Source organism: Hydrogenophaga sp. 70-12 (assembly GCF_001897365.1).
Classification (GTDB): domain Bacteria; phylum Pseudomonadota; class Gammaproteobacteria; order Burkholderiales; family Burkholderiaceae_C; genus Hydrogenophaga; species Hydrogenophaga borbori.
In genome coordinates, this window is sequence record NZ_MKSS01000024.1 from 1 (window position 1) to 26,935 (window position 26,935).

Sequence of the window (26,935 nt, forward strand, 5' to 3'; positions counted from 1 at the left end):
CAACCGCCAGGCCGCGCTCACGCTCGGCCAGCTCGACTACGGCGACGCCACCGTGAAGCTGCAGGCCTACAACACCTCGCTGCAGGCCACGCAGAAGGCCTACGCCAAGATCACGGCGTTCTCCCTGTTCGACGTGATCTGAGCGGGACGACACCAGCCGCATGCAGATCGCTCCCTCCCTGCCGGGCGCGCCAGCCCACCGCCTCGACCCCGACACCCGGGGCGTTGGCCCGGGCGCCGCGCCCCGCGCGGCGGCGGGCCCGGCCGACGACCGCCTGGCGCCGGGTGGCTCGCCGGCACCCCGCGCGCCGCTCACGCGCGGGCTCAAGGACTTCGACCCCACGCGCCAGAGCGGCGTGGCGGGCGCGCAATTGGCGGGTGTCTTTCTCGACCGCCTGCAGCAGGGCCTGCAGGCCCTGCGCCAGCACTACGCGGCCCAGCTCGGTGCCGACCCGGCCCAGCCCGGCGCCAGCGCGGCCGCCGCCGACGTCCTGCGCGCCGGCCTGAAGGCCGGCTGGTCACAGCGCGAGCGCGCCACCGCCGGCGCGCTCGACGCGCAACTGCGCGTCGGCGAGCCCGGCCATGCGCGCCAGGACTTCCGCGTGCGGGGCCTGTCCCGCGCCGCGCTCAGCGCGGGCGCGCGCGAGGTGCTCACCGTGGTCACGGGCAACGCGCCCGCACCGCTCACCGCCACCGTCGACCCCGAACTGCCGGTCTCGGCCAACCTGCGCCGGCTCGACCAGGCGCTGGCGCCCGTGGGCATCCGCGTGCGCGCCGACGGCGCGGGCGAGCCCGTGTTCAGCGTGCCCGAGGCCGAGTGGCCGCGCTTTCAGGACCGCATCCTCATCAAGGGCGAAGGCCGCCGCTTTCCCGATGGCCAGGCCCAGCCCGTGCGCACACCGGTGCTGCCCCCGGCGCTGGGCGAGGCCGTGTTCGAGGCACCGGGCGCCGAGCCTGCCGCGCTGCGCGAGGCCCTGGGCCGCGTGACCGCGGGCATCGCCGCCGTGGCCGGCGCGCAGCAGCGCGCGCAGGCCCTGCTGGTCGAACAGCAGCAGGGCCTGGCCCCGGTCGGCGGCGCCGCGGCCACCACACCCGAGCGCGCGCGCGCCCTGGCCGACGGCTTCGCGCGGCGCCTGGCCGAGGCCGGCTACGCGCGCTTCGAGGCCGTGGCCCCGACGGTGGCGGGCATCAGCCGCGAGCGCGTGCGTTCGCTGCTGGGCTGAGCGCGCGGCGCGCTAAGAATTTTCGGTTTCGCGCTTAAGGTTCCCCGCGCGGTGGTCGCTCAGTAGGGGGGAGGACGTCGATACCCGACGGACCCGACCAACAGCCCACAGGAGAAATCCACCATGCTGAGTCTGCACACCAACGCCGCTTCGCTGAGCACCCAGAACGCCCTCGGCGGCGTCCAGAAGTCCCTGAGCAATTCGCTGACCCGTCTGGGCACCGGCTACCGCATCAACTCGGCGATGGACGACGCCGCCGGCCTGCAGATCGCCACCCGCATGAACGCGCAGGCGCGCGGCATCACCGTGGCCATGCGCAACACGCAGAACGGCATCTCGATGATGCAGACCGCCGAAGGCGGCCTGAAAGAGATGAGCAACATCCTGACGCGCATGAAGGACCTGGCCACCGCAGCCGCCAACGGCAGCTCCACCCAGGAAGACCGCGACGCCCTGCAGGCCGAATACGACCAGCTCGGCGAGGAACTGGGCAACATCATCAAGAACACGGCTTTCGCCGGCGAGCGCTCCTTCTCCAGCGGCACCACCACCGACGGCACGGGCGGCAAGCTGTCCGCCGCCGTGACCTTCCAGATCGGCGCCTCGACGGGCGAGACGATGGAAGTCGACGTGTCCACGGCGCTGGGCGACCTGACCACGGCCCTCGACGGCCTGGCCGCTTCCTATGCCGCCGGCGCCGACCCGGCCGCCCCGGGCACCGAAATCGCCACCTCGGCCGCCGCCAACACCATCATCGACACCATTGGTGACTCGCTGGACACCATCGGCGCGCTGCGCGCCCAGATGGGCGCCGCCAGCAACCGCCTGGAAAGCGTCTTCAACAACCTCGGCAACATGCGCATGCAGACCGAGCAGTCCAAGGGCCGCATCATGGACGTGGACTACGCCAGCGAGACCGCCAACATGACCAAGAACCAGATGCTCATGCAGGCCAGCACCTCGATGCTGCGCTCCAGCAGCAGCATGTCGCAGCTGGTCATGTCGCTGGTGCAGTAAGCGCCGCAGGGGCCGCCTCCGCGGCCTTCGCACAGCAAGGCCAGCCGCGACCCGGCTGGCCTTTTGTCTTCACCCCTCCGAGTCCGTGGAGCGGCGTCGGCCGTTCCTTGCCTGGCCTGACCCATGAACCTCGAGCGCGTCCACGCCGCCCCCGCCCTCAGCGCCCGCGCGCCGGAAGCGCCCGTGCGCCCGGCACCACCCGAGGTGGGCCAGCGCCTGCGCATGCGCTTCGACGGGCACGACGGCGACGGCGTGCTGCTGAGCGAGGACCAGGGCCGCCGCTGGCGCCTGGCCGATGGCGCAGGCTGGTCGCGCCACCTGCGACTGGGCGACATGCTCTGGATGCAGGTGCGCGCCACCGAGCCCGCGCTGGAACTGGAGTGGGTGCTGCGCCCGCCGGTGCCGGCGCGCGCGGACACCGCCGCGCAGCCGGAGGACGTGGCCGCGATGCGCCCGGACCAGGCCGCGCAGCGCCTGCACCAGTGGCGGTTGCCGTCCGCCGCCGAACTCGCGGCGGCGTGGCGCGCCATCCTGTCCTCGCGCCACATGGAACTGGGCCTGCGCAGCCTGGCCCTGATGGAAGGCCCCGCGCGCCTGCCCCCGGCGGCGCCGCCGGGCGAGGGCGTGGCCCTGCGCGCGGCGTCCGAGCCGGTGCCGCACTGGGTGTTCCACCTGTACTCGCTGGGCAGCCTGGCGGTGGCGCTGCGCGTGGCCGCGCGCCGTCCCTGGGCGCGCGAGGCGGCGCTGGCCGCGCACCCGCCGCAGACCGAAGCCGGCCTGGAACTGGAACTGGGCCTGCCGGGTGGCGGGCAGGTGCTGCTGCAGTTGTGCTGGCGCCAGTCGCGCCTGGCCCTGGCGGTATTGCCGCGCCAGCCCGAGCACCTGGAGCTGCTGCGCGTGGTGCTGCCCGACATCGTGGCGGCCATGGGCCGCGCGGGCGCGGCGCCGGCCGTGGTGCAGCTGGGCGCGCCACTGACGGCGGTGCCCGCCAGCGGCATGGGCTACCGGCCGGGGCCGGTGTCCTCGGCGCTGCTGCAGGTGGGGGCCGAATTCACCACGGCGCTGATGCAGATCTGGCCGGTGGGCATGGAGCCGGCGGCGTCGCCGCCCGGCCCGGCCTGAGCCCCGGGCGCGGGTTGCCACCCATCCGCTGGCCCGCGCGAAAGGCCGCCCCCCGCCGGGTGCGGCCGCGCCCGCTCAGGCCGCCGGGCTGCGCAGGCGAAACACCTGCACCACCTCCGCCAGCCGCGTGGCCTGGTCGCGCAGGCTTTGCGCGGCGGCGGTGCTCTGTTCCACCAGCGCGGCGTTCTGCTGCGTCATCTGGTCCAGGTGGCTGACGGCGGTGTTGACCTGGCCGATGCCGTCGCTTTGCTCACCGGCGGCGGCCGAGATCTCGCCGATGATGTCCGTCACGCGCTGCACCGAGCCCATGATCTGCTGCATGGTGTCGCCCGCGTTGGCCACGAGCTGGCTGCCGGCCTCCACCTTGTCCACGCTGGCGCCGATCAGGGCCTTGATCTCTTTCGCCGCCTCGGCGCTGCGCTGCGCGAGGTTGCGCACCTCGCCGGCCACCACCGCGAAGCCGCGGCCCTGTTCGCCCGCGCGCGCCGCTTCCACGGCGGCGTTGAGGGCCAGGATGTTGGTCTGGAAAGCGATGCCGTCGATGACGCCGATGATGTCGTTGATCTTGCGCGAAGCCTGGTTGATTTCGTCCATGGTGCTCACCACCTCGGTCACCACGCTGCCGCCGCGCTGGGCGATTTCGGCGGCCGTGCTGGCGAGCTGGTTGGCCTGGCGCGCGGCGTCGGCGCTCTGGCGCACGGTGCTGGTGAGCTGCTCCATGCTGGCCGCGGTCTCCTGCAGGTTGCTGGCGGTCTGCTCGGTGCGGCTCGATAGGTCCTGGTTGCCCGAGGCGATCTCGGCCGACGCGGTGTTGATGCTGTCGGTGGCGGCGCGCACCTGGCCCACGGTCTTCACCAGCGATTCGCGCATGCGCGAGAGCCCGCCGAGCAGGCGGCCGAGTTCGTCCTGGCGGTCCACCCGCACTTCGCGGGTCAGGTCGCCTTCGGCCACGGCGTCGGTGGCGCTCAGGGCCTCCTTCAGCGGCTCGGTGACCGAGCGCGTGATGGCCCAGGCCACGAAGGCGGCCAGCGCGACGGCGCACACCGCCAGGGCAGCCAGCAGCGTGATCTGGCGCGTGACCGCGGCGCGCGAGCTGGTGGCGGTCTGCTCCATCAGCGCGCGCTGGCCGCTGATCATCTTCTGCTGCTCGGCGCTGTAGGCCTCGACGGCGGGCGGCAGCTCCTTGTCCAGGATGTCCTGCGCGCCGGCGTAGTCCTCCATCTGCAGCGCGTCGAAAAAGCGCTTGCGCACCGCCAGGTAGGCGTTGCGCTTCTCATTGATGGCGGCGAGCAGCGCCTTGCCCTGTTCGCTGGTGATGCGCTCCTCCAGCCCCTTCTGCAGCTCGGCGACGTCCTTGGACGACTGGGCCATTAGGGGTTCGAAGTGCTGGACCACGCGCGGGTCGTTGCGCGACATGGCCTGCGCCATCACGCGGTTCACGTTCAAGGTGGTCTGCGCGGCCCATTCCGTGGTCAGGTTGAGGCGCTGCTGCACCGAGACAATGTCCTCGGTGGCGCGCAGGGCGGAGTTGAGACCCACCCAGGCCAGCACGGTGGTGCCGACCAGCAGAGCCAGCACGGTGGCGAAGCCGATCGTGAGGCGGGGGCCGATGTTGATGTTCTTGAACATGGAAATCCGGTTTCGGGTTGAGAAAGATGTATATCGGTTGCGGGCTCAACCAATTGAGCCCACGACCACCACGCTTCGGCTGTCGGGCATTTCGTTGTATGAAAGGACGTGGAGGCCGGGCGCGAACAGCCGCGCGTAGCGCGCCATCACGGGGCGCAACTGCGGCAGCACCATCAGCACCGGGGCCGCGGCCATCTGCTTCATCTGCTCGCGCGCCAGCGGCAGGTGCGATTGCAGCTGGGTGAGCAGGTTGGGCTCGATGGGGAAGTTGTCCAGCGCCGCCTTGCCGCCCTGCGTGGCCTGGCTCAGCGCGCGCATCAGCAGGTCCTCCAGGGGGCTGCCCAGGCTGAAGGCCTTGACCTCGCCGGTCTGGCCGCAGGCCTGGGCCACGATCTGGCGGCGCAGGGTCAGGCGGGCCTCGGCGGCGAGCAGGATCGGGTCTTTGGTGAGTTCGGCGTTCTCCAGCAGCGTGGTGGCCAGGGGAACGATGTCCTTGAGCGACACGCCCTCCTGCAACAGGGTGCGCAGCACCCTGAGCAGCAGGCTGGGGCTGTAGGCCTTCTCCAGCGCGGCCGCGAGCTTGGGGGCCTGCGCGGCGCAGCGCTCCAGCAGGGCGGGCACGTCCTCATGCTGGAACAGCTCGGGCAGGTTGTCGCGGATCAGCTTGGTCACATGCGTGGCGACGACGGTGGGCACGTCCACCACCTGGTAGCCCATGCCCAGGGCGTGCGCCTTGTGCGCCGCCTCGATCCACACCACGGGCATCTGGAACGAGGGATCGGCGCCGGGGATGCCGTCGATCTCGCCATAGACCTGGGGCGAGGGAATGGCCATGAGCCGCTCGGGAAAGACCTCCGCCGAGGCCATCACGCTGCCGTGCAGCAGCACCTGGTAGTGCGTCGGTTTGAGGCCCAGCTCGTCGCGCGTGCGGATGGGCGGCAGCACGATGCCCAGTGACTCGCTGAGCGTCTGGCGCACGCCCTTCAGGCGCTTGGTCAGCGCCGCGCCCTGCGAGGGGTCCACCAGACCCACCAGCTTGTAGCCCACGGCCACGGCCAGCGGGTCCACCACGGGCAGGCTCTTCCAGTCGATGTCGGGCGCGGCCTCGGTGACCAGCGCGGCCTGCAGCGCATCGGGCTTGGGCGGTGGCGCCACGGCCTGGCGCTGGCCGAGCCGCCAGGCCACGTAGCCCAGCACGCCCGAGAAGGCCAGGAACATCAGCGTCGGCATACCGGGCACCAGGCCCAGCACCAGGAGCAGGCCGGCCACGCCATACAGCACGTTGGGCGAGGCCAGCAGCTGTTGGCCCACCTGCTTCTCGATGTCGCCCGCGTCGCTGACGCGCGTGACGATGATGGCGGCCGCGGCCGACAGCAGCAGCGCCGGGATCTGCGCGGCCAGCCCATCGCCGATGGTGAGCAGCGCATAGAGCTTGAAGGACTCGCCCAGGCTCAGGCCGTGCATGAGCGCGCCGATGAGCACGCCGCCAACCATGTTGAGGATGAGGATCAGGATGCCGGCGATGGCATCGCCCTTGACGAACTTGGAGGCCCCGTCCATGGCGCCATAGAAGTCCGCCTCGGCCGACACTTCCTTGCGGCGGGTCTGCGCGCCCTCCTGGTTGATGAGGCCGGCGTTGAGGTCGGCGTCGATCGCCATCTGCTTGCCGGGCAGGGCGTCCAGCGTGAAGCGCGCCGACACCTCGGAGATGCGCTCGGCGCCCTTGGTGACCACCAGGAAGTTGATGATCATCAGGATGACGAACACCACGATGCCGACGACGAAGTTGCCGCCGATGACGACGTGGCCGAAGGCCTCGATCACCGAACCGGCGGCGTCGGTGCCTTCGTGGCCGCGCAGCAGCACCACGCGCGTGGAGGCCACGTTGAGCATCAGGCGCAGCAGCGTGGCGCCCAGGATGACCGTGGGGAAGAGCGAGAAGTCCAGCGGGCGGCGCACGTTCACGGCCACCAGCAGAACAATCATCGCGAGCACGATGTTGAAGGTGAACAGCACGTCCAGCAGCAGCGGCGGCAGCGGCAGGATGATCATGGCCAGCAGGGCCATGAGCAGCAGCGGCGCGGCCACGCGCAGCTGTTTCAGGTCGTTGAACAGGGTGTTCATGGGGTTCATGTCGGTCCGTCGCCGCTCAGGTGGGCGGGCACGTCGAGGTCATGGGGCAGGTGGGGTTCGCTGCGGCGCTGGCCCTGGCGGAACGCCTTGAGGGCGAGAACGTGGCGCAGCACCACGGCCACCGCCTGGTACAGCGCGGCGGGGATCTGCTGGCGCACCTGGCTGGTGTGGTACACGGCGCGCGCCAGCGGCGGCAGGCGCAGCACCTCGACGCCCGCCTCCTCGGCGATGCGGCGGATGTACAGCGCCATTTCGTCCAGGCCCTTGGCCACCACGTAGGGCGCGTCGGCCTTGTGGGTGTCGTACTTGATGGCGACGGCGTAGTGCTCGGGGTTGACGATTACCACGTCGGCCGTGGGAACGGTCTTGCGCACGCCGCGGCGCGCGATCTGCTGCTGGATCTGGCGGATGCGCTGTTTCACCTCGGGCCGGCCCTCGGTGGTCTTGTGTTCTTCCTTGATGTCGCGCTTGCTCATGCGCTGCTCGCGCAGATAGACCAGGCGCTGCACGGGCACGTCGATGAGCGCGTAGAGCACGAACACCGCCACCAGCGAGAACACGGCCGCCTGCGCCAGTGAGAAGGCCTGCGGCAAGGCCTCGCCCAGCGGCAGCGCGCTCAGGCGAAGGAAACCGCCGAGGCTGCCGCTCATGACCCAGTACAGCACGCCGAACAGCGTGAAGGCCTTGAGCGCGGTGGTGGCGAAGTCGGCCAGGTGCTTGGGCTTGGTGATGCGCTGGAAGTAGCTCAAGGGATTGAGCCGCTCCAGCTTGGGCATCAGGTTCTGGGCGCTCAGCACCCAGCCGCCGGGAAACAGCGAGGCGATCAGCACGCACAGCGGGATGATGAACAGCGGCAGCAGCATCTTGGCCAGCAGCAGCATCACCGGAACGAAGGCGTGCGAGAACAGGTTGTCGAGCGCGCCGTCGCCATCGGCCACCACGAAGCCGAGCGCGAACAGGCGGCGGAAATCGGCCAGGTAGCCCGGCGCCAGCAGCACGATGGCCTGCAGGCAGACCACCAGGCCCACGGCGGTGGCCAAGTCCTTGGAGCGCGCGACCTGCCCCTGCTCGCGCGCCTTGCGCAGCTTCTGCGGCGTGGCCGCTTCCGTCTTGTCGCCGGTCTGGTCCTGGGACACCGTTCAGCCTCGCATGAGCTGTTCCAGCATTTCCAGCACCCGGGTGGTGAGCTGGACGTATTGCTGGGGAATGAGCCGCAGCATGCCCGCGAGCACGAACAGGCCGAAGACGATGATGAGCGAAAAGCCCAGGGAGAACAGATTGAAGGTGGGCGCCACGCGGTTGAGGAAGCCGAAGCCGATCTGCACCACCAGGGCCGAGAAAATCACCGGCAGCGCGAGCAGCAGCGCAGCCGAGAACACCCAGCCCACCTGCAGCGGCAGCACCGCCAGGGCCTGCGCGGGGATGCCCGCGCCCACCGGCCAGGCGCGAAAGCTGGCGCCCACGACGCCGTTGAAGACCAGGTGGCCGTCGACGGCGAAGAAGATCAGGATGGTGAGCACGTAGATGAGCCCGCTCACCACGTCGGAGGAGGCGCCGCTCATGGGATCGTTCATCTGCGCAATGGCCAGGCCCATCTGGCTGGAGGCCATGTAGCCCAGCAGCCCGAACACGGCCATGACCATCTGGAAGCCGAGGCCGATGATCAGGCCGATGGCCACCTGTTCGACGGTGGTGACGATGCCCAGCAGCGAGAACGGCGAGACCGGCTGCGGCGGCGCGGCCACCGGCAACAGCACCACGGCCAGCGCCAGCGCCAGCAGCACGCGCACGGTGACGGGCACCAGGTTGTCGCCGATCACGGGCATGAAGCTGAGGACGGCCAGCACCCGGACGAAGGGCCACCACAGCGCCATGAGCGTGGCGAGCAGTTGGCCGAAGACGGGTTCCATGCGCGGCGCCCGGACTCAGAGCGCCAGCTGAGCCGCGCGCTCGAAGATGGCGCGCGCGTAGTCCATGAGCTTGCTGGTGAGCCAGGTGCCCATGACGATGATGGCCGCCAGCGTGACCAGCAGGCGGGGCAGGAAGCTCAGGGTCTGTTCGTTGATCTGCGTGGCGGCCTGGAACAGGCTCACCAGCACGCCCACGACCAGGCTGGGCGTGATCAGCACGGTGACGATCAGCACCACCAGCTTCAGGCACTCGGCCACCAGTTCGACGGCGATCTCGGGTGTCATCGCATCGCCCCTAGATCGCGCGCACGCTGGTCACCAGCGTGTTCACGGTGAGGGTCCAGCCGTCCACCAGCACGAAGAGCAGCAGCTTGAGCGGCAGCGAGATCACCAGCGGCGACAGCATCATCATGCCCATGGCCATCAGCACCGAGGACACCACCAGGTCGACGACCAGGAAGGGGATGAAGAGCATGCAGCCGATCATGAACGCCGTCTTGAGCTCGCTCAGCACGAAGGCGGCGAGCTTGACGGTGAAGGGGTGTTGGGCCGGGTCGCTTACCTCGGGCGCCCCCGAGAGCGTGGCGATCTGCTGCAACGAGGCCTGGCTGGTCTGCGCGAGCATGAAGCGCGAGAGCGGCGCCTCGGCCCGGTGCAGCGCTTCCTGCAGGCCGATGCTGCCCTGGTCGTAAGGCAGCATGGCCTCCGTCCAGATGCGCTCGCCCACGGGGCGCATCACCAGCAGGGTGAGGATGAGCGCGATGCCGGTGAGCACGCGCGCCGGCAGGCCCTGCTGCAGGCCCAGGGCCTGGCGCAGCAGTGAGAGCACGATGATGAAGCGCGTGAAGCTGGTCATCATCAGGACCATGGCGGGCAGCAGGCCCAGCAGGGTCATGACGATCAGGATCTGCGTGCGGACGGTGTAGTCGGTGGTGTTGCCGTGGGTGGTGCTGCTGAAAACCTGCAGGCCGCCGCCCGCCGTGTTCGCCGCCTGCGCCAGCGCGCCCTCGGGCCAGGCGAGGGCGGCGAAAGCGAGTGCGGCGCTGCCGGCGGCGAGCGCCAGCCGCGCCGCGCCGCGCGGGCGGGCGATGGGGCTCATGGCGCGAAGCTGTCCAGGTCCAGGCCGCTCACTTCGAGGACCTTGAGGCCGTAGTTCTCGCCGCTGACCACCACCTCGGCCTTGCCGATGGCCACACCGTTGATCTTCATGGTGAGCGGTTCGCCGGCGAGCACGTCGAGCTCGACCACGCTGTCGGGGCGCAGCTGGGCCACGTCTTCCAGCGAGACCTCGGCCGAGCCGAGTTCCAGCGTGAGCGTGACGGGGATGCGGCGCATGAGCCGCCCCAGGCCCAGGGCCGCCGCCGCTGCCGGCGCGGGTGGCGCCGTCTCGGCCTGGCCGGCGCTGGCCATCTCCTGCATCACGGCGGCGAAGGCGTCGTCGCCGCCGGGCGCGGCGCTCAGGGCGTCGAGGGCGGGGGAATCAATGGACATGGTCAGACTTCCTGCAGTTGGGTCAGGCACAGGCGGCCCTTGTGCTCGACCACCAGGGCCTTGAGCACGGGCTTGTCCTGGATGCGCACGGTGGCACTTTCCAGCGGGATGGGGAGCACGTCGCCGGGCCGCAGGCCGAGCAGCTCGCCCAGGGGCAAGGTCTTCTGCGCGAGGCGCACGTCCAGGCGCAGCGGCAGCGCACGGCGCAGGGCGGCGCTGTCGGCCGGGCGGGCCGCGCCCTGGCGGCGCGCGGGGGCGAGCTGGCGCAGCGCGGCGGCCAGGGTGTCGCTGTCGAGGGCGAACACCACCAGGCCCAGGGGCTCGGCGCCCGCGAGCACCTGCGCCCACAGGAACATCACCGGCCCGCTGATGGGGCAGCGCGCGCTGGACAGGTTCTGTTCGAGCCGCGGGGAGGGATCGCCCTCGGCCGCGGACCCGCCGCCGATGCGGTGCACCAGCGCTTCGGTGAGCACCTGGCCGAGCTGGGCGGCCAGGCGCTGCTCGGTGGCGGTCTCCAGCGCCGGCACGCAGCGCGCGCCGAGCGCCCAGTCGCTGGAGCCGTAGCGGCGCGCCAGCAGGGCGGTGAGGGCGGAGCGTTCGATGGCGAAGGCGCTGCGGCCCAGGTGGCTGTGGTAGCTGGCCCAGCGCAGCGGCGTTTCGATGGGGGTGGACCGGCCGTGCGACACGCCGCCCAGGCGCACCGGTGCGCCCACGCGACCGGGGAAGGCGGTGGCCAGGCCGTGGTCCAGGTCCTGCTGGGTGAGCTGGAACAGCGAGTCGAGGGCGTGGATGGGACGGCCGAGTTCGCAGGGGTCGAGCGCGGACAGGCGCGCGCCCGCGGCCGGTGGGAGGATGTGCGAGACGTGGCCCATGCGGCGCTCAGATCGGCAGCTTCATGAGCTCGTCGAAGGCGCCGACGACCTTGTTGCGCACCTGCATCATCATGTTGAAGTTGAGGCTGGCTTCCTGGCTCTTGAGCATGGCGCCGACCAGGTCGTCGCTGCGGCCGCTCTCCACCGCACCGACGGCGGCCTGCGCGGCGTGGCCCTTGTCGTCCGCGGCGCGCAGCAGGCCGCCCACGTGCTGGGTGAAGGACGGCCCCTGGGCGGCGCCCGACGGCAGCACCTCGGCGAGTTGGGCCTGCGCGGCCTGCATCTGCTGCAGGCTGGCCTGAATGGAGGAGAGCATCGACGGGTTCAAGTGGGGCCCCTGGAAGGTTTATTTGTGATTTGTGGAAATGTATTGTCGCGAATCGTAATATGGACGGATGACGCGTCAAGCGAACGGCCACGCGCCAGCGGTGCCGGTGGGATGAACGGTGGGACGCAGGCGCCTGACGGCGACGGCCGTGCGGCGCGGCGCCGACGCCCGGCGCGGGCTCAGAGCTGGATCTGGACGTGCGGCAAGAAGCGCACGCTCGCGTCCTCGAAGCGCTTCTTGTCGTAGCGCAGGGTGGCGGCCCAGAGCACGATCGAAGGGTCGATGGCCGGGTTGACCGGGTGCACGATGCAGCGCACGGCCTTCTCGTGCTGGAAGGTCTTGGCCACGCAGTCGGGGAACTTCAGCGCCAGATCGACCAGGGAGTCGTCGGCCACGGCGGCGCGGCGCGTGCCGGTGTCGCGCACGATCCACTCCACCCACTGGTCGCGCAGCTCGTCGCGCAGCGCGGCGCCGATGCGGTCGAAATGGATCCAGCCGGTCTCCTGCACCGTGTCGCGGCGCGCCTGTTCGCGCGTGAGGTGGAAGTTGTCCACGCGGTAGTTCAGGTCGACCATGAGCACGCGGTTGAGTCCGGCCGCGCGCTGGTGCTCCTGCGTCCAGCGCGCGGCGGCCACCAGCGCCGCCTGCTTGGCGCTGGCGCCGTAGACCCCGGTGATGAGTCCGGCCGAGCGTTCGGTGCTTTGGCCCGCGAAGCCCAGGCCGCAGTCTCGCAGGCGGATGCGCTCGGGCACGTCGCGCGTGTGGGCCAGGAAGGACAGCTGCACCATGTCGCGTTGCTTGGCCACCATGCGCGTCTCCGTTGTCGTGGGGGCGCTCAGGCCCGGCGGGCCGCGGCCTGGCGCGCGGCGGAGGCCGCCGGGGCGGCGGCCTTCTTCGATTTCACACCGGGTTTGCGTCCGGTCTTCTCGCGCGTGGGCGGGTGCTCAGGCGTGGGGATGCGGAATTCGGTGTCGAGGTCCACGCCGCGCAGGGCCCAGACCTTCTTCGCCACGCGCTCGAGCACCTCGCGCGGATCGTCCACCTGCTTGAGCTTGCTCAGGATGCACTCGATCACGGCGTAGGCGGGCAGGTCGGTGTCGTTGCGGCGGCGGTCGTCGGACAGCCACTGGTACTGGCGCGCCGAAGAGCGGCCGAAGATCTTGGCGAAGCGTGTGCCCAGGTCCACGCGCGCCCAGGTTTCCAGCTCGGTGCCAAGAAAGGGCGCCAGCGCCGGGTCGTACATGAGGTGGAACAGTTCCTTGATGGAGTAGCGCGCCCAGCCCCGCTCGCGCGGGATTTCCTCGTACAGGCGGATGAGCAGCTCCAGCGCCTCGGGCAGCAGGGGCAGGGCGCACATCTTGTTGTAGTGGTTGGAGTTGCGGAACCCCAGCGCGTACTGCGCGTCGTGCTTAGACAGGTTGTTCTCGCCGCGCCATTCCTCGATGTCCAGCCCCATCATGGGCCGCTGGGCGCGTGGCCGGGACAGATCGACCAGGGGTCGCTTGAAGGCGGTTGCGTTCATGTCTCGTCTTGCCGGGGTGTGGCCCCGGGCGGCTCGGGTCTTGTGGACTTCCCACTTCGCGGAGTTTACTTTCAACAAAGTGAGTTAGTGAGCGCCGACGCCGCGGCCAGGCCGCTGGCGGACGAGCGGCGCGGCGCACCGGCCTCAGGCGCGCAGGGGCTCGAGCAGGCCGAAGGCGCTGTTGGCGCGCATCTCGAGGAAGCCGCCGGCGCACATGCGGGCGGTGTAGAACTGCTCGAAGCTGGCGACCGGGCCCAGGCCGTCCACGAAGCTGCGGTAGGCGGTCCACAACTGCTCGAACAGTTCGGGCGGGCAGGGGTAGCGGCGGAACACGTCCTGCAGGCGGCTGCGCTCGTAGCGCCAATGCAGCTCCTGCGGATCGCCCTCGGTGGCGGCGCGTTCGATGCGCGCGCCCAGTTCCTCGAAGGCCAGCAGGCGCTGCAGGTCGAGCCGGATGGTGGGGCCGCCGGGCTCCAGCGGGCGGGCATCGCCATCGGCTTCGCCGGTGGCGGGCACCACTGTGCCGCACAGCTGGCCGTGGTGGGCGACGGCGCGGCGCGCCACCACCCAGGCGGCGTTGCCCAGGACCGCGGCGCCGCGCGCGTCCAGGTCGGGCAGCGAGAGCTGGACCCGGCCGGGCAGGCGCCGCGACGGCTCGGCGCGCAGCTCGACCACCAGGAAGAGCACGGCCTCGGCGTACAGGCGCAGCACGCCCTGGCGCTCCCCGCGCGGCGCCTCGGTGTCGGGCATGCCGCGCCCCTGGACCACCTCGCCGCTGGCGTCGTGCGGGCGGGTGCTGAGGTGCATGGAGAGGCGTTCCAGCGGCACGCGGGGTGGGCGCAGCTGCTCCACGGCCCAGGCCAGCGCGCGGGCCGGCTCCTTCCATTCATCGTGCATGACCGCCTCCCGGGCGGCGCGCACGCGCGGCGACGCCGGCCGAATTTGTAATTCGCGGATATGTGCACATGCAAATCATTATTCACCAAAACGGCGAATGGTGCACGGTTCAACGGCGGAAGTGTTGTTCGAGCTCGGTGAGCACGCCATCGATGCCCTGCAGCGTGCCCGCGAGGTCGCGGCAGAGCTGCAGCCATTCCTGGCGTTGGGCGGCGTGCTGGGGGTCGGTGTCGGCGGCGATGAGCTGCACCGTGCCCTCGAGGTCGGTGCCGGCGCGCTGGCGCAGGCCCATGGCGTGGATGAACAGGCCGCGCGCGGTTTCCTGGGTGTCGCCCATGGCGGCGCGGGTATCGCCGCTGCTGGTCATCACGTCGGCCATCAGCAGGTTGCGGATGGTCTCCAGCGTGCCGGTCAGGTGGCGCATGCGCTCGCAGACGGCGACGAGCTTCTCGAAAGCGTTTTCCATGGCCCATCGACCTTAGCGCAGTGGGCGGTCGGTGTCCCGTGAAGGGGATCACGGGGCGCGCCGGGCGGATCGGCGGAGGGGCGCCCGCGGGGGATCAGTCCTCGCGCGCCTCCGCTTCGCGCGGCACGAAATCCACGTCGCGGCCGTCGCAGAGCAGTTGGCGGATGCGCACCGGCGCACCGTGTTCGTCGAAGCACACCAGGCCGATGCCGCTGCCATTGAGCAGGCGCCGGCCGTGTGGTGTGCCCTCTGGCTTGCGCGGCGTGACCTTCATGTGCCGGCGCCGCGTGAAGCGGTTGAGTGGCGAGCGCGGCGAGAACAACCAGCGGTTGAGGTGGTCGAGCTTGTCGAGCAGGCCATCGGGGAAGCTGTTGCGCAAGCCGCTGCTGCAGATCTGCCAGATGTGCGGGCCCGGGTGGTCCATGGTCTGGCGCCGCCCGCGCGGGCGCAGTTGCACGTCGTAGACGAAGGAGTAGTGCACGTCGCCCGACAGCACCACGAAGGTCTGGGGCGTCTTCGGGTGGCGGAAGATGTTGAGCATGGCGCTGGCCGCGCCGGGGTGCGACATCCAGTTCTCGGCGTCCACCAGCAGCGGGTGGCCGAAGAAGCTGAAGACCCGTTGCACCGTTTCGATGAGCTTGACGCCGAAGATGGGGGCCGAGGCCACCAGCAGCACGGCGGGGTGGCCGCGCAGGGCCTGCTGCAGATCGGTGAGGGCTTCCCAGTCCATCAGACCCGAGGGCCGGCGCGGCGAGACCTCGGACCGCCAGCGGTGGGTGCGGCTGTCCAGCACCATCAGCGGCGGCGTGGTGGGCCACACGTAGTGCCAGTCGCGCCAGTGCAGCAAGCGCTCGATGAGCGCCTCGTGCGCCCCACCGCCGGGCTCGTCGAGCGCGGCCTGCGTCTGCTGCAGGAGCGTGTCGCCGTCGAAGGCCTCGGGCCGGTTGCCCCAGGCCTGGTTGAGCAGATAGGCGACGAGCGCATTGCCGATGACGCGGCGCGAGAACGGGTGGCCGTAGGCGACGTCCTCCCACTCGCGGCTGAGGTTCCAGTCGTCGGTGACGTCGTGGTCGTCGAAGACCATGGCCACGGGCAGGTGGGCGAGCGCGCGCCGTGCGGCGGCCAGGCCTTGCTGGAAACCCGCGATGGCGCGCGATTCGCTCGCGTAGCGTTCGGCGTTCTCTTCGTCCAGTCCGGGCGGTGGCGACAGGTCCAGGCCCTGCCAGGGCAGGGGCGACCAGGCCAGCAGGTACATGGCCAGCACCTCGCCCAGGGTGATGAGGTGGTTGTGCGCGTTGTCGGTGGTGAAGATGGGCTTCTTCACGCCCTCGAACACCAGGTCGATCAGCCGCTCGCTCTTGGGCGTTCGGGGCAGCAGCCGCTCGCGCCGGTAGTAGGTGTCGGGGTGGGCAAGCAGGTCGCTGGTGCAGCGCACCTCGCTGCCCTCGGCGCCGGCGATGGCCTCTTCGCGCAGGCCCAGGCGCCGCATGAGACCGTGGATGGCGCGCAGCATGGGGCCGGCCACGTCGTCGCAATAGACCTGGTCGCCGCTGAGCACCAGGGCGGAGGGCCACGGCGTGGTCTCGCTGATCGCCCCGTCCAGCAGTTGCTCGAGGTGCGCGTCGGCGCGCGCCAGGCCGTCGCCGCCGCCCGCGTGGTGCGGCTTGCGACAGGAGCCATGCAGCAGCGCGCGCACCTCGGGCGCGAAGCGCAGGCCCGGGGTGTCGCGGCCGGGGTAGCTGAGGGCGGGGTCGTCGAGCGCGGTCCAGGTGCCGTCGGCGTGGCCGAACTCAAAGCGGTAGCCGGTCCAGGCGCCGGGCACCAGATCGGCGTCGAGTTCGAGATCGACCAGCAGGATCGCCAGGCGCTTGCCGGCGCGCAGGGTGTGCACGGCGGGGCTGTGGGTGGTGGGGGGGCCATCCTCCGGCAGGAGGATGAGGCGCACGCGCGCGGGGGCTTGGCTGCAGGCCAGCCACCAGGCGATGCGCCGCGCCTGCACGCGGCGCAGCACGGGTCCCGCGAGCACGGGCGGCAGGGAATCGGGTGAAGCCTCGGTCATGCTCGGACATTGTGGCGGGCCTGTGTGAAGCCGGCCGCGGCGCGCCAGCGGCAGAGGCGCCGGCTCACGCCGCCTGCCGCAGCGTTTGCACCAGCACGCGGTGCAGCGCGTCCACCGCGGGCGAGCCGCGCGAGGCGCGGCTGCGGTAGGCCGCCACGGCCATGGGCGCGAGCGGCCCGAGCCCGTGTTCGGGGCCCAGCACCTGCAGGTGCGGTGGCGCGCTGCACTGCGTGAGCACGGCCACCGCCAGGCCGCTCTCCACCGCCGCGATCTGGCCCGCCAGGCTGGAGCTGTGGTACACGACCCGGTGCCGGCGACCCTGCAGCGACAGCGTGGTCAGGGCGTGCTTGCGCGCCAGGCTGCTGTCCTCGTACACCGCGATTGGCAGGGGGTCGCGGCGCCAGACGTCGAACTGCGGAGAGCCCACCCACACCAGCGGTTCGTGGAACAGCAGGCTGCCGCGCTGCGCGTGGTCGCGCGAGACCAGGGCAAGGTCCAGTTCGCCGCGGGCCACGCGCGGGATCAGCCGGGTCGATTGCTCGCAATCGAGTTCGATCTCCACCGCCGCGTGCCGCGCGGCGAAGCGCTTGAGCACGGGGGTGAGGTAGCGCGCGGCGTAGTCGTCCGGCACACCCAGGTGCACGCGGCCCATCAGGGTGTCGGGGCGCAGGGCGGCGCGGGCCTCGGCGTGCAGGTCGAGCAGGCGGCGCGCGTAACCCAGCAGGGCCTGGCCATCGGGCGTGAGCTCGAGCCGGCGCGGTCCGCGCAGCAGCAGCGGCCGGCCCACCGCGCGCTCCAGTTTCTGCAGTTGCATGCTCACCGCCGACTGCGAGCGGCTCACCTCGGGCGCGGCGGCCGATAGTGAGCCCGCGTCGACCACGGCGACGAAACACTTGAGCCAGTCGATCTGCAGGTCGTCGGCGCGCATGAATCTGGTTATCGAATGAAAGTCATGCGAATTATCCGCTTCTCGAAAAATTGTCTGGAGCCCACAGTGCGGGCATGGACGCCCCTGAACACACGGAACGCTTGGCCGCCTGGCGCATGGCCGCGGGCGGCCTCATCCTGGGCACGCTGGGCGTGTTCCTGCTGGAGTCGGGCAGTGACCCGGCCTCGGCCGCCTGGTTCCGCTGCGCCTTCGGGCTGCTGGCGCTCACGCTGTGGGCCTGGGCCGCGCGGCGGGCGCCGCTGTGGCGCCTGCCGGCCGGCACGGTGGGGCGCGTGGCGCTCGCCGCCGGCCTGGTGGTGCTGAGCTGGGTGGTGTTCTTCGCGGCCATCCAGCGCCTGTCGGTGGGTCTGGCCACGGTGGTCTTTCACGTGCAGCCGCTGTGCCTGATGGTGGCCGGCGCCTGGTGGCTGGGCGAGCCCTTGCCGCGCGCCCGCCTGGCCGCCGCGCTGCTGGCCCTGCTGGGGCTGTCGCTGGCCACGGGCCTGGTGGGTGGGGTCGGGGCCGCGGTGTCGATGGCCGGCGTGGGCCTGTGCCTGGTGGCCGTGGTGGGCCAGACAGTGGTGGGCCTGCTGCTGCGCGCGCGCACGCCGGTGCCGCCGCTGGCCCTGGCCTGGTGGCAGTGCGCCGTGGGCGCGCTGGCCTTGTGGCCCTGGGTGCTGGTGGCGGGCTGGCCCGCCTGGGGCCCGGCCTGGGGCTGGCTGGCGGCGCTGGGCGTGGTGCACACGGGGCTGGCCTATGTGCTCATCTATGGCGGCATGGCCCGGCTGACCACCTCGCGCACCGCCTTGCTGCAGTTTGTCTACCCCGGCGCCACGCTGGTGTGCGACGCCCTGGTCTATGGACGCTGGCTCGCACCGGGGCAGCTGGTGGGCGTGGCGCTGATGGCGCTGGCCCTGTGGTGGGGCAGCCGCCCCGCGCGCGGCGGCGCGGGCGGCGCCACGGACCTCACTCTTCCAGAAGGGCGCGCAGCATCCACGCGGTCTGCTCGTGCACGGTGAGGCGCTGCACCAGCAGGTCGGCGGTGGGCTCGTCGCTGGCCTTGTCGACCAGGTCGAACATGGCCCGCGCGGTGCGCGCCGCACCCTCGTGACCCTTGGCCAGGATGGCCACCATCTCCAGCGCCTTGGGCGGCGCGGACGGCGCGTCGGGCAGCGAGCTGAGCTTGGCGAACTCGGCGTAGCTGCCGGGCGCCACATGGCCCAGCGAGCGGATGCGCTCGGCGATCGGGTCCACCGCGTTCCACAGCTCGGTGTACTGCTGCATGAACATGGTGTGCAGGCTGTTGAACATGGGGCCAGTCACGTTCCAGTGGAAGTTGTGCGTGGTCAGGTACAGCGTGTAGGTGTCGGCCAGCAGGTGGCTCAGGCCCTTGGCGATGGCGGCGCGGTCCTTCTCGCTGATGCCGATGTTCACGGCCATGACGGGTTTGGCGGTCTTCTTGCTCATGGATGCGGGCTCCTGTAAGGGTGATCGACGGCCGTAGCTTATCGCCGCTGGCGTGTCGCCACGTTGACCGGGGTCAAGCGCGGCTCAGCGCCGCTGGGCCCAGCCGTGGTCGAGCGGGCCGTGGCCGTGGCCCAGGCGCCAGCCGGCCGAGGCCCGCAGTGCCGCGCGCACGTACTCGCGCGCGGCGGCCACGGCCTCGCGCAGGGTGTCACCGCGCGCCAGGCCGCAGGCGATGGCGCTGGACAGGGTGCAGCCGGTGCCGTGGGTGTTCGGTGTGTCGATGCGCTCGCCGCTCCAGCGCGCGACGCCCGAGCCGTCGAGCAGCAGGTCGGTGAGCACCGGGCCGCTCAGGTGACCGCCCTTGAGCAGCACGCCGCGCGCGCCCATGGCGCGCAGCTCGTGCGCGGCGCCTTCCAGGGCGTCGGCGTCGGGGATGGCATGGCCCACGAACCAGCCGGCTTCGTCGAGGTTGGGCGTGATCACGGTGGCGCGCGGAAACAGCTCGGCCACCAGCACGGCCACGGTTTCCTGGGCGATGAGGCGGTCGCCGCTGGTGGCCACCATCACCGGGTCGAGCACCACGCGCTCCAGGCGGTGGCGGTCGATGGCGCGCGCCACGGCGCGCACCACCTCGGGGTCGTGCAGCATGCCGATCTTCACCGCGTCCACGCCGATGTCCTCCACCACGGCGTCGATCTGCTGTTCGAGCAGCGCCGGGGGCAGGGCCTGGATGGCGCGCACGCCCTGGGTGTTCTGCGCGGTGATGGCGGTGATGGCGGTCATGCCGAAGCAGCCGAGCGCGCTCATGGTCTTGAGGTCGGCCTGGATGCCGGCACCGCCGCCGGAGTCGCTGCCGGCGATGCTGAGGACGCGGGGGGGATGAAGGTTCATGTCGCAGGTTCCTGCCCGGGGTCCGAGGGGACCGCGGCGGGCGTGCCCGATTGTTCCATCTGTTCGGGTTCGCCTGTCGTCACGGCGCCCCAGCCCGGTCTCGCCCGAGGCGCCGCGGCTTCCGGGGCGCATCGCCGGCCTGGCGCGGCCTGTCCGCGGGCGCGTGGCGGTGAAGGGTGTTCCGTTTCGACACACAACGGGCGTAGGTGAGGGTGGGGTATTGCCCCGCCGCTTGTGGCGCGGCGGACACCACACCCACAATGGTTCGGCCCGGCACGACCGGGTGCCACCAACGAGGAGACACATGACTCAAGGCCGATGGCACGGCCGGCAGGAGCGACGTCGCGGCCAACGATGGCACGACGCCATGTCGGTGATCGCCCAACCCCTGACCGGTGCCGAAATCGACAACCTGGCCACCTGGTACCTGGCCATGCCACCGAGCGTGCAGCGGCCATGAGGGCGCTTCGTCGAACCGTGCCGGGCGCCTGGCTCTGCTTGTGCGGTGGCGCGCTGGCCCAGGCGGTGCCCGCCCCCGATGGCGGTGCGCTCGCGCCCGTGGTGATCACGGGCAACGCCAGTGCCGCGCAGCGCTGGCTGGGCAGTGCCAGCGTGGACGTGATCGATGGCAGCGAGCTGCGCGACGTGCAATTGCAGATCAACCTGTCCGAGGGCCTGGGGCGTGTGCCGGGGCTGGTCATTCGCCAGCGCGAGAACTACGCGCAGGACCTGCAGGTGTCGATCCGCGGCTACGGGGTGCGCGCCACCTTCGGCGTGCGCGGCGTGCGCTTGTTCGTCGATGGGATCCCCGCCAGCGCGCCCGACGGATCGGGCCAGGCGGCCAACTTCCCGCTGGGCAGCGCCGACCGCATCGAGGTGGTTCGCGGTCCCTTCGCCGCGCTGTACGGCGGCTCCAGCGGCGGCGCCATCCTGCTCTACACACAGGACGGCACGCGCCCCGGCGAGTGGCGGACCGGCCTGGCCGTCGGGCCCCATGGGCTCTGGCGCCTGTCCACGCAGGTGGCGGGTCAGACCGGCACGGCGGCCTCGCCCGGCTGGTCCTATCTGCTCGACGTGGGCCGTTTCGAGACCGACGGCCAGCGGCCGCAATCGGCCGCGCAGCGCAGCACGGCCAATGCCAAGCTGTCGCGCGCGCACGAGGGCGGCCGCACCACGCTGGTGTTCAACCGCCAGAGCGCCTTTTCGTACGACCCCCTGGGCCTGTCGCGCGCGCAGTTCGACGCCGACCCCGGGCAGACCGATGCCAGCGCGATCACCTTCAACACGCGCAAGTCGGTGTCGCAGACGCAGGCCGGCCTGGCCTGGGACCAGTCGCTGGGCGGTGGGCACCGCATCGAGCTCATGGGCTACGCGGGCCAGCGCCGCGTGGTGCAGTTCCAGTCCATTCCCACCGGCGCGCAGGCCGCGCCGGGCAGCTCGGGCGGGGTGATCGACCTGGACCGCGACTACTGGGGCTTCAACGCGCGCTGGCGCCTGAAAACCGATTGGCAGGGCGGTGCGCTGGACCTGAGCGCGGGCCTGGCCATGGACCGCCAGAGCGACGCGCGCCGTGGCTACAACAACTTCGTGGGCACCACCCTGGGCGTGCAAGGCATCCTGCGCCGCGACGAGAGCAACCGCGCCGACACGCTGGACCCGTATCTGCGCGCCGCGTGGACGCGTGAGGACTGGACGCTCGAGGGCGGCGTGCGCCGTGTGCGCACGCACTTCGAGTCGAGCGACCGCTTCCTCGGCAATGGCGACGACAGCGGCAGCGCGCGCTACAGCGGCACACTGCCCGTGGTCGGCGCGCGCTGGCGCATCGCACCGAACCTGCAGGCCTTCGGCAGCGTGGGGCGCGGGCTCGAAACGCCCACGCTCAACGAGGCCGCCTACCGCAGCGGCGGCGGCGCCGGCCTCAACACCGACCTGAACGCCGCGCGCAGCACCAGCGCCGAGATCGGCTTGCGTGGGCGCCACGCCAACGGCGTGTGGAACGCCACGCTGTTCGACATCCGCACGCGCGACGAGATCGTGGTGCAGAACAACACCGGCGGGCGCTCCACTTTCCAGAACGCCGGCCGCACCGAACGCCAGGGCCTGGAGCTGGCCGGTGAATGGGCCCTGGGCGAGTTCGCACTGACGGGCGCCTACACCGCCATGAGCGCGCGCTACCGCGACGGCTTCCTCACCTGCACCGCGACCCTGTGCCCCAACGTGAACCCGCCCACCCCCATCCCCGCGGGCCGGCGCATGCCGGGCCTGCCGGCGCAACAGGTGTTCGCGCAACTGGCGTGGACGCCGCGCTGGGCCGCGCCCGTGGGCGGTGTGTTCACGCTGGAGGCCCGGCGCAGTGGACGCGTGTTCGTGAACGACCTCAACACCGACGCGGCCGAGGCCTACACCCTGTTCGCGCTGGGCGCGCGCTTCGAACAATCCACGGGGCCCTGGACCTGGCGCCAGTTCCTGCGCCTGGACAACCTGACGGACCGCCGCCACGCAGGCTCGGTCATCGTCAACGAAGGCAATGGCCGCTTCTTCGAGCCGGGCGCGGGGCGCTCGCTGTCGGCGGGCGTCGAGCTCACGCGGCGCTTCTAGGCCGACACCCCGCCATCGCGCGATCAACGGTCACCCTGGGCCGGTGAGCGTGAGCGCTCGCGTGCCAACGATCGGTAGCATGCGCGAGGTCTGCATACCGATATAGGGTATCTGCCAGCCCGCTGGCCGAACCGCCCAGGAGGCCCGTCCGATGCGTTCCCCGCCGCGCCCTGTCCCCATCGCTGGCCTGACCCGCCGCGCCTTTGCCGCCACCGCCCTCGGTGGGGCCGCCAGCCTGGCCGCGCCGGCCCTGCTGGCGCAGAGCAACCGCATCGTGCTGGGCCAGTCGGCCGCGTTCAGCGGGCCGGCCGCCCAGCTGGGCATCCAGTTCAACGCGGGCGCGCAGCTGTACTTCGATCACCTCAACCAGCAAGGCGGCGTGAACGGCCAGCGTGTCGAGATCGTGAAGCTCGACGACGGCTACGAGCCCGACCGCTGCGCCGAGAACACGCGCCAGCTGCTTTCGCGTGGCTGCACCGCGTTGTTCGGCTACATCGGCACGCCCACGAGCCTGGCGGCGCTGCCGCTGGCCACCAAGGCCGACACGCCTTTCATCGCGCCCTTCACCGGCGCCATGGGCCTGCGCCAGCCCTTCAACCGCCTGGCCTTCCACCTGCGCGCCTCGTACAACGACGAGACCGAGCTCATCGTGCGCCAGCTGACCGGCCTGGGCTTGAACAATGTCGCGGTGTTCCATCAGAACGACTCGTACGGCAAGGCCGGCCTGGACGGTGTGACGCTCGCGCTCCAGCAGCGCCAGCTCAAGCCCAAGGCGACGGCCACGGTGGAGCGCAACTCGGTCGACGTCGCCCAGGCCGTGGCCACCATCGTCGCGGCCAAGCCGCAGGCGGTGGTGCAGATCAGTGCCTACGCATCCTGCGCGGCCTTCGTGCGCGAGGCGCGCAAGGCCGGCTTCGGCGGCACCTTCTTCAACGTGTCCTTCGTCGGCACGCAGGCCCTGGCCGATGCGCTCGGCAAGGACGGCGCGGGCGTGGCCATTTCGCAGGTGGTGCCCAACCCCTTCTCCACCGCGCGCCCCATCACGCGCGAGTTCCTCGACGCGATCGCGCGCGGCGGCAACAAGGTGCAGCCCAACTACTCCAGCCTCGAAGGCTTTCTGGCCGCGCGCCTGCTGGCCGAAGGCGCGCGCCGCGCGGGCGGCCGCGTCGGCGCGGGCACGCTCGTGAGCGGGCTCGAAGCCATCGGCGACACCAGCTTTGGCGGTTTCAGCATCTCGCTGAGCGCCGACAACCACGTCGCCTCGCGCTTCTCCGAGCTGTCGATGCTCACCGGCGACGGCCGCGTGCGCACCTGACAGTTCTGACAGGGGAAGGGGCGTCAGGATTGACAGGTGTCCCTTCTGGGGCAGGGCTGGTGCCGTCTGGCCGAACGTTGCATGATGCGGCAAACACGCCCCAGGGCGAGTTGTCACCGAGCGAGTGCCTGCCGTGTCGAACCGTCCCTTGTTGTCCGTGTTACCCGTGGCCGAATGGCCGCTGCCCCCGGGCGACCGGTTGCCCTGCGCGCTGCTGCTGATCACCGCCGACGGCGTGGTGCACAGCGCCAATACCACGGCACACGCGTGGTTCGAAGGCCAGGCCCATCCGATGACGCCGCTGGCCCACTTCCTGGGCATCTCCGAACACGACGAGCGCGTGGCGGCACTGGACGGGTTCGTCGAGGGCCTGCGGCACACGGGGCAGATGCGCGAACTGCGGCTGGCCCTGTACCGCCATACCGGTGAGCGCTTCTCGGCCCTGCTCATCGGTATGCCCTTGATCGATCCGAGCGGCCTGTACCTGGGCTTCGACGCCATGGTGCTCGACCTGTCTCGCTGGCAGGACCGCGAGACGCTGGTGCCCTACACGCGCGCCGAGAACCTGCAGGCGCAACTGGAGTCGCGCACGCGCTCGCAGGGCCTGGCGCTGCGCGACATGGACGCCTTCGCGCAGATCCTGTCGCACGACCTGCGTTCGCCGCTGCGCCACGCCCGGGGCTACCTGCGGCTGATGCGAGAACACGCGGAGAAGGTGGACGACCCGGTGCAGCGGGAGTACACCCAATCGGCGATGCAGGCCATCGAAGGCATGAGCGGCATGATCGATGCCCTGCTGGATTTCACCCGCCTGTCGCGCGTGCGCGTGGAGGCGCAGGCCGTGCCGCTGGGGCCGCTGGTGCAGGGCCTGCTGGTGCATTTGAACCGCCATCCCCACGCGGCCCGTGTGGCGTGGCGCATCGACCCGGACCTGCCGGTGGTGCGCGGCGACCCGATGCTGCTGGCGCAGGCCTTCTCGCATGTGCTCGACAACGCCCTGAAGTTCACGCGCTCGGTGCAAGAACCCCGGATCGAGGTGGGTTGGCAGGAAGGGGCCGACGGCACGCGGGTGTTCTACGTGAACGACAACGGCGTGGGCTTCGATCGGCGCGCGGCCGACAAGGTGTTCACGCTGTTCCAGCGCCAGCACCACTCGCTCGACTACGAGGGCATGGGCGTGGGCCTGGCGCTGATGCGCCGCATCATCGAGCGCCACGGCGGCATCGTGCGCTGCGAGTCCTCGCCCGGCCAGGGCTGCCGGGTGAGCTTCACGCAGCCCCCCGACCTGGCGGACAGCGCCCGCGAGGGCTGAGGCCCGGCCCTGGCTCAGCCGGCCTGGCCCACCGGGTCCGGCAGCACGGCCGTGACCTCGATCTCCACCTTGGCGCGCGCCTCGACCAGCCGGCGCACCTCCACGCAGGTCATGGCGGGGAAGTGCTTGCCCATGACCGCGCGGTAGGCCTCGCCGAGCTCGCGCAGGCGGGCGTTGTACTCGTCGCGGTCGAGGATGTACCAGGTCATGCGCACCATGTGTTCGGGACCGGCGCCGCCGCTGCGCAGCACGTCGTGCACGTTCTGCAGGGCCTGGCGCGTCTGGGCGATGAAGTCGTCGCTTTCGAACCGCTGCTGGCTGTTCCAGCCGATTTGGCCGCCGACGAAGATCTGCGTGCCGCGCGCGGCGATGCCGTTGGCGTAGCCCTTGGGTGGCGTCCAGCCGTCGGGGTGGAGGTGTTGCAGCATGGTGTCAGGCCTTGGCGGGGGAAGCGTTTTGACGAAGGGCGAAGCGTTGCAGCTTGCCGGTTTCGGTGCGGGGCAGCCGTTCGACGAAGACCACCTCGCGCGGGTACTTGTAGGGCGCCATGCTGGCCTTGGCGTGGTCCTGCAGCGCCTTGACCATGGCCGCGTCGCCCGCGTGCCCGGGCTTGAGCACCACGTAGGCCACGATCACCTGGCCGCGCTCCTCGTCGGGTCGCCCGACGACGCCGCACTCGGCCACGGCCGGGTGCGCCAGCAGCGAGGACTCGACCTCGGGACCGGCCACGTTGTAGCCCGCCGTGATGATCATGTCGTCGGTGCGCGCCTGGTAGAAGTAGTAGCCGTCCGCGTCGCGCTGGAAGGCGTCGCCGGGGAAATTCCAGCCACCTTGCACGTACTGCGCCTGGCGCGGCTCGTCGAGGTAGCGGCAGCCGGTGGGGCCGATCACCGCCAGGCGGCCGATCTCGCCATCGGCCGCGGGTTGGCCGGCGTCGTTCACGATGCGCGCGGTGTAGCCCGGCACCACCGTGCCGATGGCACCGCGCCGCACGGCCTCGGGCGCGGCCGATATGAAGATGTGGAACATCTCGGTGGCGCCGATGCCGTCGAGCATCTCGATGCCGCTGGCCTGTTTCCACAGCTGGCGCGTGGCATCGGGCAGGCCCTCGCCCGCGCTCACGCACAGGCGCAGCCGGCCGATGCCGTGCTGCTGCGCGAAGGGCGCCATCTGCCGGTAGAAGGTGGGCGCGGTGTAGCAGATGGTCGCGCCCTTGTCGGCGATGAGCTTGACCATGGCCTCGGGCGTGTAGGCGATTGAGGGGAAGTAGACCGAGCAGCCGGCCCACATCGGGAAGATCAGCAGGCCGCCCAGGCCGAAGGTGAAGGCCAGCGGCGGTGAGCCCACCACCACGTCGTCGGGCGTGGCGCGCAGCACGTGGCGCGGCCAGCACTCGCAGGCGGCGAGCACGTCGCGGTGCGTGTGCACGGCGGCCTTGGGCACGCCCGTGGTGCCGGAGGTGAAGGCCAGCAGCGCGATGTCCTCGCCCGCGGTGGGGCAGGGCGTGGCCTGAGCGGGCTGGCGCGCGGCCAGCGCTTCCAGGCCGTCGGCGGCGTCGGTGTTGAAGCGCAGCAGCGGCAGCGCGCTGCCGCAAGCCTCGAGCTCGCCGGTGAGCGCGGCATCGCACAGCAGCAGCGCGGGCTGTGACTTGTGAATGATGCCCTGGAGCTCCTTGGCGCGCAGCAGCGGCATGGTGGCGACCACCACCAGCCCGGCCTGCACCACGGCCAGCCAGGCCAGCGCCATGGCCACCGA

General features: G+C 71.2%; 27 protein-coding genes. 8 read left to right on the forward strand and 19 right to left on the reverse strand.

The features are described from left to right. Window positions 1-161 precede the first annotated feature (161 nt). From BGO22_RS01735 to BGO22_RS01745, 3 genes are all read left to right on the forward strand, one after another. Complete coding sequence (locus BGO22_RS01735; protein ID WP_286848491.1) at window positions 162-1,223, forward strand: hypothetical protein; 1,062 nt, start codon at window positions 162-164, stop codon at window positions 1,221-1,223. Between the two features lie 123 nt (window positions 1,224-1,346). After that, window positions 1,347-2,240: a flagellin N-terminal helical domain-containing protein gene (locus BGO22_RS01740; RefSeq protein WP_286848493.1), complete on the forward strand. Its 894-nt coding sequence runs from the start codon at window positions 1,347-1,349 to the stop codon at window positions 2,238-2,240. A gap of 123 nt (window positions 2,241-2,363) precedes the next feature. Continuing rightward, window positions 2,364-3,362, forward strand: coding sequence for a hypothetical protein (locus BGO22_RS01745; protein WP_286848495.1), 999 nt, complete (start codon window positions 2,364-2,366; stop codon window positions 3,360-3,362). Window positions 3,363-3,437: 75 nt separating this feature from the next. Here the strand turns inward: BGO22_RS01745 and BGO22_RS01750 are convergent, their stop codons facing one another. From BGO22_RS01750 to BGO22_RS01820, 15 genes are all read right to left on the reverse strand, one after another. After that, window positions 3,438-4,991, reverse strand: coding sequence for a methyl-accepting chemotaxis protein (locus BGO22_RS01750; RefSeq protein ID WP_286848497.1), 1,554 nt, complete (start codon window positions 4,989-4,991; stop codon window positions 3,438-3,440). A 45-nt stretch (window positions 4,992-5,036) separates the two neighbouring features. Next, complete coding sequence (locus tag BGO22_RS01755; RefSeq protein WP_286848499.1) at window positions 5,037-7,124, reverse strand: flagellar biosynthesis protein FlhA; 2,088 nt, start codon at window positions 7,122-7,124, stop codon at window positions 5,037-5,039. Beyond that, window positions 7,121-8,260, reverse strand: a complete 1,140-nt coding sequence (gene flhB, locus BGO22_RS01760; RefSeq protein ID WP_286848501.1) for a flagellar type III secretion system protein FlhB — start codon at window positions 8,258-8,260, stop codon at window positions 7,121-7,123. Before flhB ends, BGO22_RS01755 begins: the two co-directional genes overlap by 4 nt. 3 nt (window positions 8,261-8,263) lie before the next feature. Continuing rightward, complete coding sequence (gene fliR / locus BGO22_RS01765; protein WP_286848502.1) at window positions 8,264-9,034, reverse strand: flagellar biosynthetic protein FliR; 771 nt, start codon at window positions 9,032-9,034, stop codon at window positions 8,264-8,266. A gap of 15 nt (window positions 9,035-9,049) precedes the next feature. After that, window positions 9,050-9,319 carry a flagellar biosynthesis protein FliQ gene (fliQ, locus tag BGO22_RS01770; protein ID WP_070400704.1) on the reverse strand — a complete coding sequence of 90 codons (270 nt, stop codon included), beginning with the start codon at window positions 9,317-9,319 and terminating at the stop codon, window positions 9,050-9,052. Window positions 9,320-9,329: 10 nt separating this feature from the next. Beyond that, complete coding sequence (fliP, locus tag BGO22_RS01775) at window positions 9,330-10,133, reverse strand: flagellar type III secretion system pore protein FliP (protein ID WP_419880070.1); 804 nt, start codon at window positions 10,131-10,133, stop codon at window positions 9,330-9,332. Further along, window positions 10,130-10,525 (reverse strand): FliM/FliN family flagellar motor switch protein, encoded by a 396-nt coding sequence (locus BGO22_RS01780; RefSeq protein ID WP_083293308.1) that lies wholly within the window; start codon window positions 10,523-10,525, stop codon window positions 10,130-10,132. The genes fliP and BGO22_RS01780 overlap by 4 nt, the downstream gene beginning before the upstream one ends. Before the next feature lie 2 nt (window positions 10,526-10,527). Next, on the reverse strand, window positions 10,528-11,397 hold the full coding sequence (locus BGO22_RS01785; RefSeq protein WP_286848507.1) for a FliM/FliN family flagellar motor switch protein: 870 nt from the start codon (window positions 11,395-11,397) through the stop codon (window positions 10,528-10,530). Window positions 11,398-11,404: 7 nt separating this feature from the next. Next, on the reverse strand, window positions 11,405-11,713 hold the full coding sequence (gene fliE, locus BGO22_RS01790; protein WP_116959929.1) for a flagellar hook-basal body complex protein FliE: 309 nt from the start codon (window positions 11,711-11,713) through the stop codon (window positions 11,405-11,407). A gap of 191 nt (window positions 11,714-11,904) precedes the next feature. Further along, window positions 11,905-12,534, reverse strand: coding sequence for a hypothetical protein (locus BGO22_RS01795; protein ID WP_286848509.1), 630 nt, complete (start codon window positions 12,532-12,534; stop codon window positions 11,905-11,907). Window positions 12,535-12,560: 26 nt separating this feature from the next. Continuing rightward, window positions 12,561-13,247, reverse strand: coding sequence for a hypothetical protein (locus BGO22_RS01800; RefSeq protein WP_286848510.1), 687 nt, complete (start codon window positions 13,245-13,247; stop codon window positions 12,561-12,563). A gap of 144 nt (window positions 13,248-13,391) precedes the next feature. Continuing rightward, window positions 13,392-14,144 (reverse strand): hypothetical protein, encoded by a 753-nt coding sequence (locus tag BGO22_RS01805; protein ID WP_070400698.1) that lies wholly within the window; start codon window positions 14,142-14,144, stop codon window positions 13,392-13,394. Between the two features lie 109 nt (window positions 14,145-14,253). Further along, window positions 14,254-14,610 (reverse strand): hypothetical protein, encoded by a 357-nt coding sequence (locus tag BGO22_RS01810; RefSeq protein WP_286848511.1) that lies wholly within the window; start codon window positions 14,608-14,610, stop codon window positions 14,254-14,256. 94 nt (window positions 14,611-14,704) lie between these two features. Beyond that, window positions 14,705-16,669, reverse strand: a complete 1,965-nt coding sequence (locus tag BGO22_RS01815; protein WP_286848513.1) for a metallophosphoesterase family protein — start codon at window positions 16,667-16,669, stop codon at window positions 14,705-14,707. A gap of 64 nt (window positions 16,670-16,733) precedes the next feature. Then, window positions 16,734-17,597, reverse strand: coding sequence for a LysR family transcriptional regulator (locus tag BGO22_RS01820; RefSeq protein WP_070400695.1), 864 nt, complete (start codon window positions 17,595-17,597; stop codon window positions 16,734-16,736). Between the two features lie 74 nt (window positions 17,598-17,671). Between BGO22_RS01820 and BGO22_RS01825 the strand changes: the two genes are divergently transcribed. Next, the gene (locus tag BGO22_RS01825) at window positions 17,672-18,616 is read left to right on the forward strand and encodes a DMT family transporter (RefSeq protein ID WP_083293307.1); all 945 of its coding nucleotides are present in this window, start codon (window positions 17,672-17,674) and stop codon (window positions 18,614-18,616) included. On the opposite strand, the gene BGO22_RS01830 is transcribed toward BGO22_RS01825, so the two are convergent. Together BGO22_RS01830 and thiD are read right to left on the reverse strand one after the other, a co-directional pair. Continuing rightward, entirely contained in the window at window positions 18,564-19,064 is a 501-nt protein-coding gene (locus BGO22_RS01830) for a Dps family protein (RefSeq protein ID WP_286848515.1), read from the reverse strand. The two genes, BGO22_RS01825 and BGO22_RS01830, sit on opposite strands and share 53 nt — an antisense overlap. An 84-nt stretch (window positions 19,065-19,148) precedes the next feature. Then, window positions 19,149-19,955, reverse strand: a complete 807-nt coding sequence (thiD, locus tag BGO22_RS01835; protein WP_070400692.1) for a bifunctional hydroxymethylpyrimidine kinase/phosphomethylpyrimidine kinase — start codon at window positions 19,953-19,955, stop codon at window positions 19,149-19,151. 304 nt (window positions 19,956-20,259) lie between these two features. On the opposite strand from thiD, the gene BGO22_RS01840 reads away from it, so the two are divergent. The 4 genes from BGO22_RS01840 (at window position 20,260) to BGO22_RS01855 (ending at window position 25,180) form a co-directional block, all read left to right on the forward strand. After that, entirely contained in the window at window positions 20,260-20,415 is a 156-nt protein-coding gene (locus tag BGO22_RS01840) for a hypothetical protein (protein ID WP_286848517.1), read from the forward strand. Further along, complete coding sequence (locus BGO22_RS01845; RefSeq protein WP_286848520.1) at window positions 20,412-22,553, forward strand: TonB-dependent receptor family protein; 2,142 nt, start codon at window positions 20,412-20,414, stop codon at window positions 22,551-22,553. The genes BGO22_RS01840 and BGO22_RS01845 overlap by 4 nt, the downstream gene beginning before the upstream one ends. 151 nt (window positions 22,554-22,704) lie before the next feature. Beyond that, a complete protein-coding gene (locus BGO22_RS01850) occupies window positions 22,705-23,868 on the forward strand; it encodes an ABC transporter substrate-binding protein (protein ID WP_070400690.1) in 1,164 nt (387 codons plus the stop codon). Between the two features lie 133 nt (window positions 23,869-24,001). Further along, a complete protein-coding gene (locus BGO22_RS01855; RefSeq protein ID WP_286848524.1) occupies window positions 24,002-25,180 on the forward strand; it encodes a sensor histidine kinase in 1,179 nt (392 codons plus the stop codon). Between the two features lie 14 nt (window positions 25,181-25,194). Here BGO22_RS01855 and BGO22_RS01860 read toward each other — a convergent pair whose 3' ends face one another. Both BGO22_RS01860 and BGO22_RS01865 read right to left on the reverse strand, forming a co-directional pair. Continuing rightward, entirely contained in the window at window positions 25,195-25,608 is a 414-nt protein-coding gene (locus tag BGO22_RS01860) for a RidA family protein (RefSeq protein WP_070400688.1), read from the reverse strand. Between the two features lie 4 nt (window positions 25,609-25,612). Further along, on the reverse strand, window positions 25,613-26,935 hold a 1,323-nt coding region (locus BGO22_RS01865), incomplete at its 5' end, for an AMP-binding protein (RefSeq protein WP_286848527.1).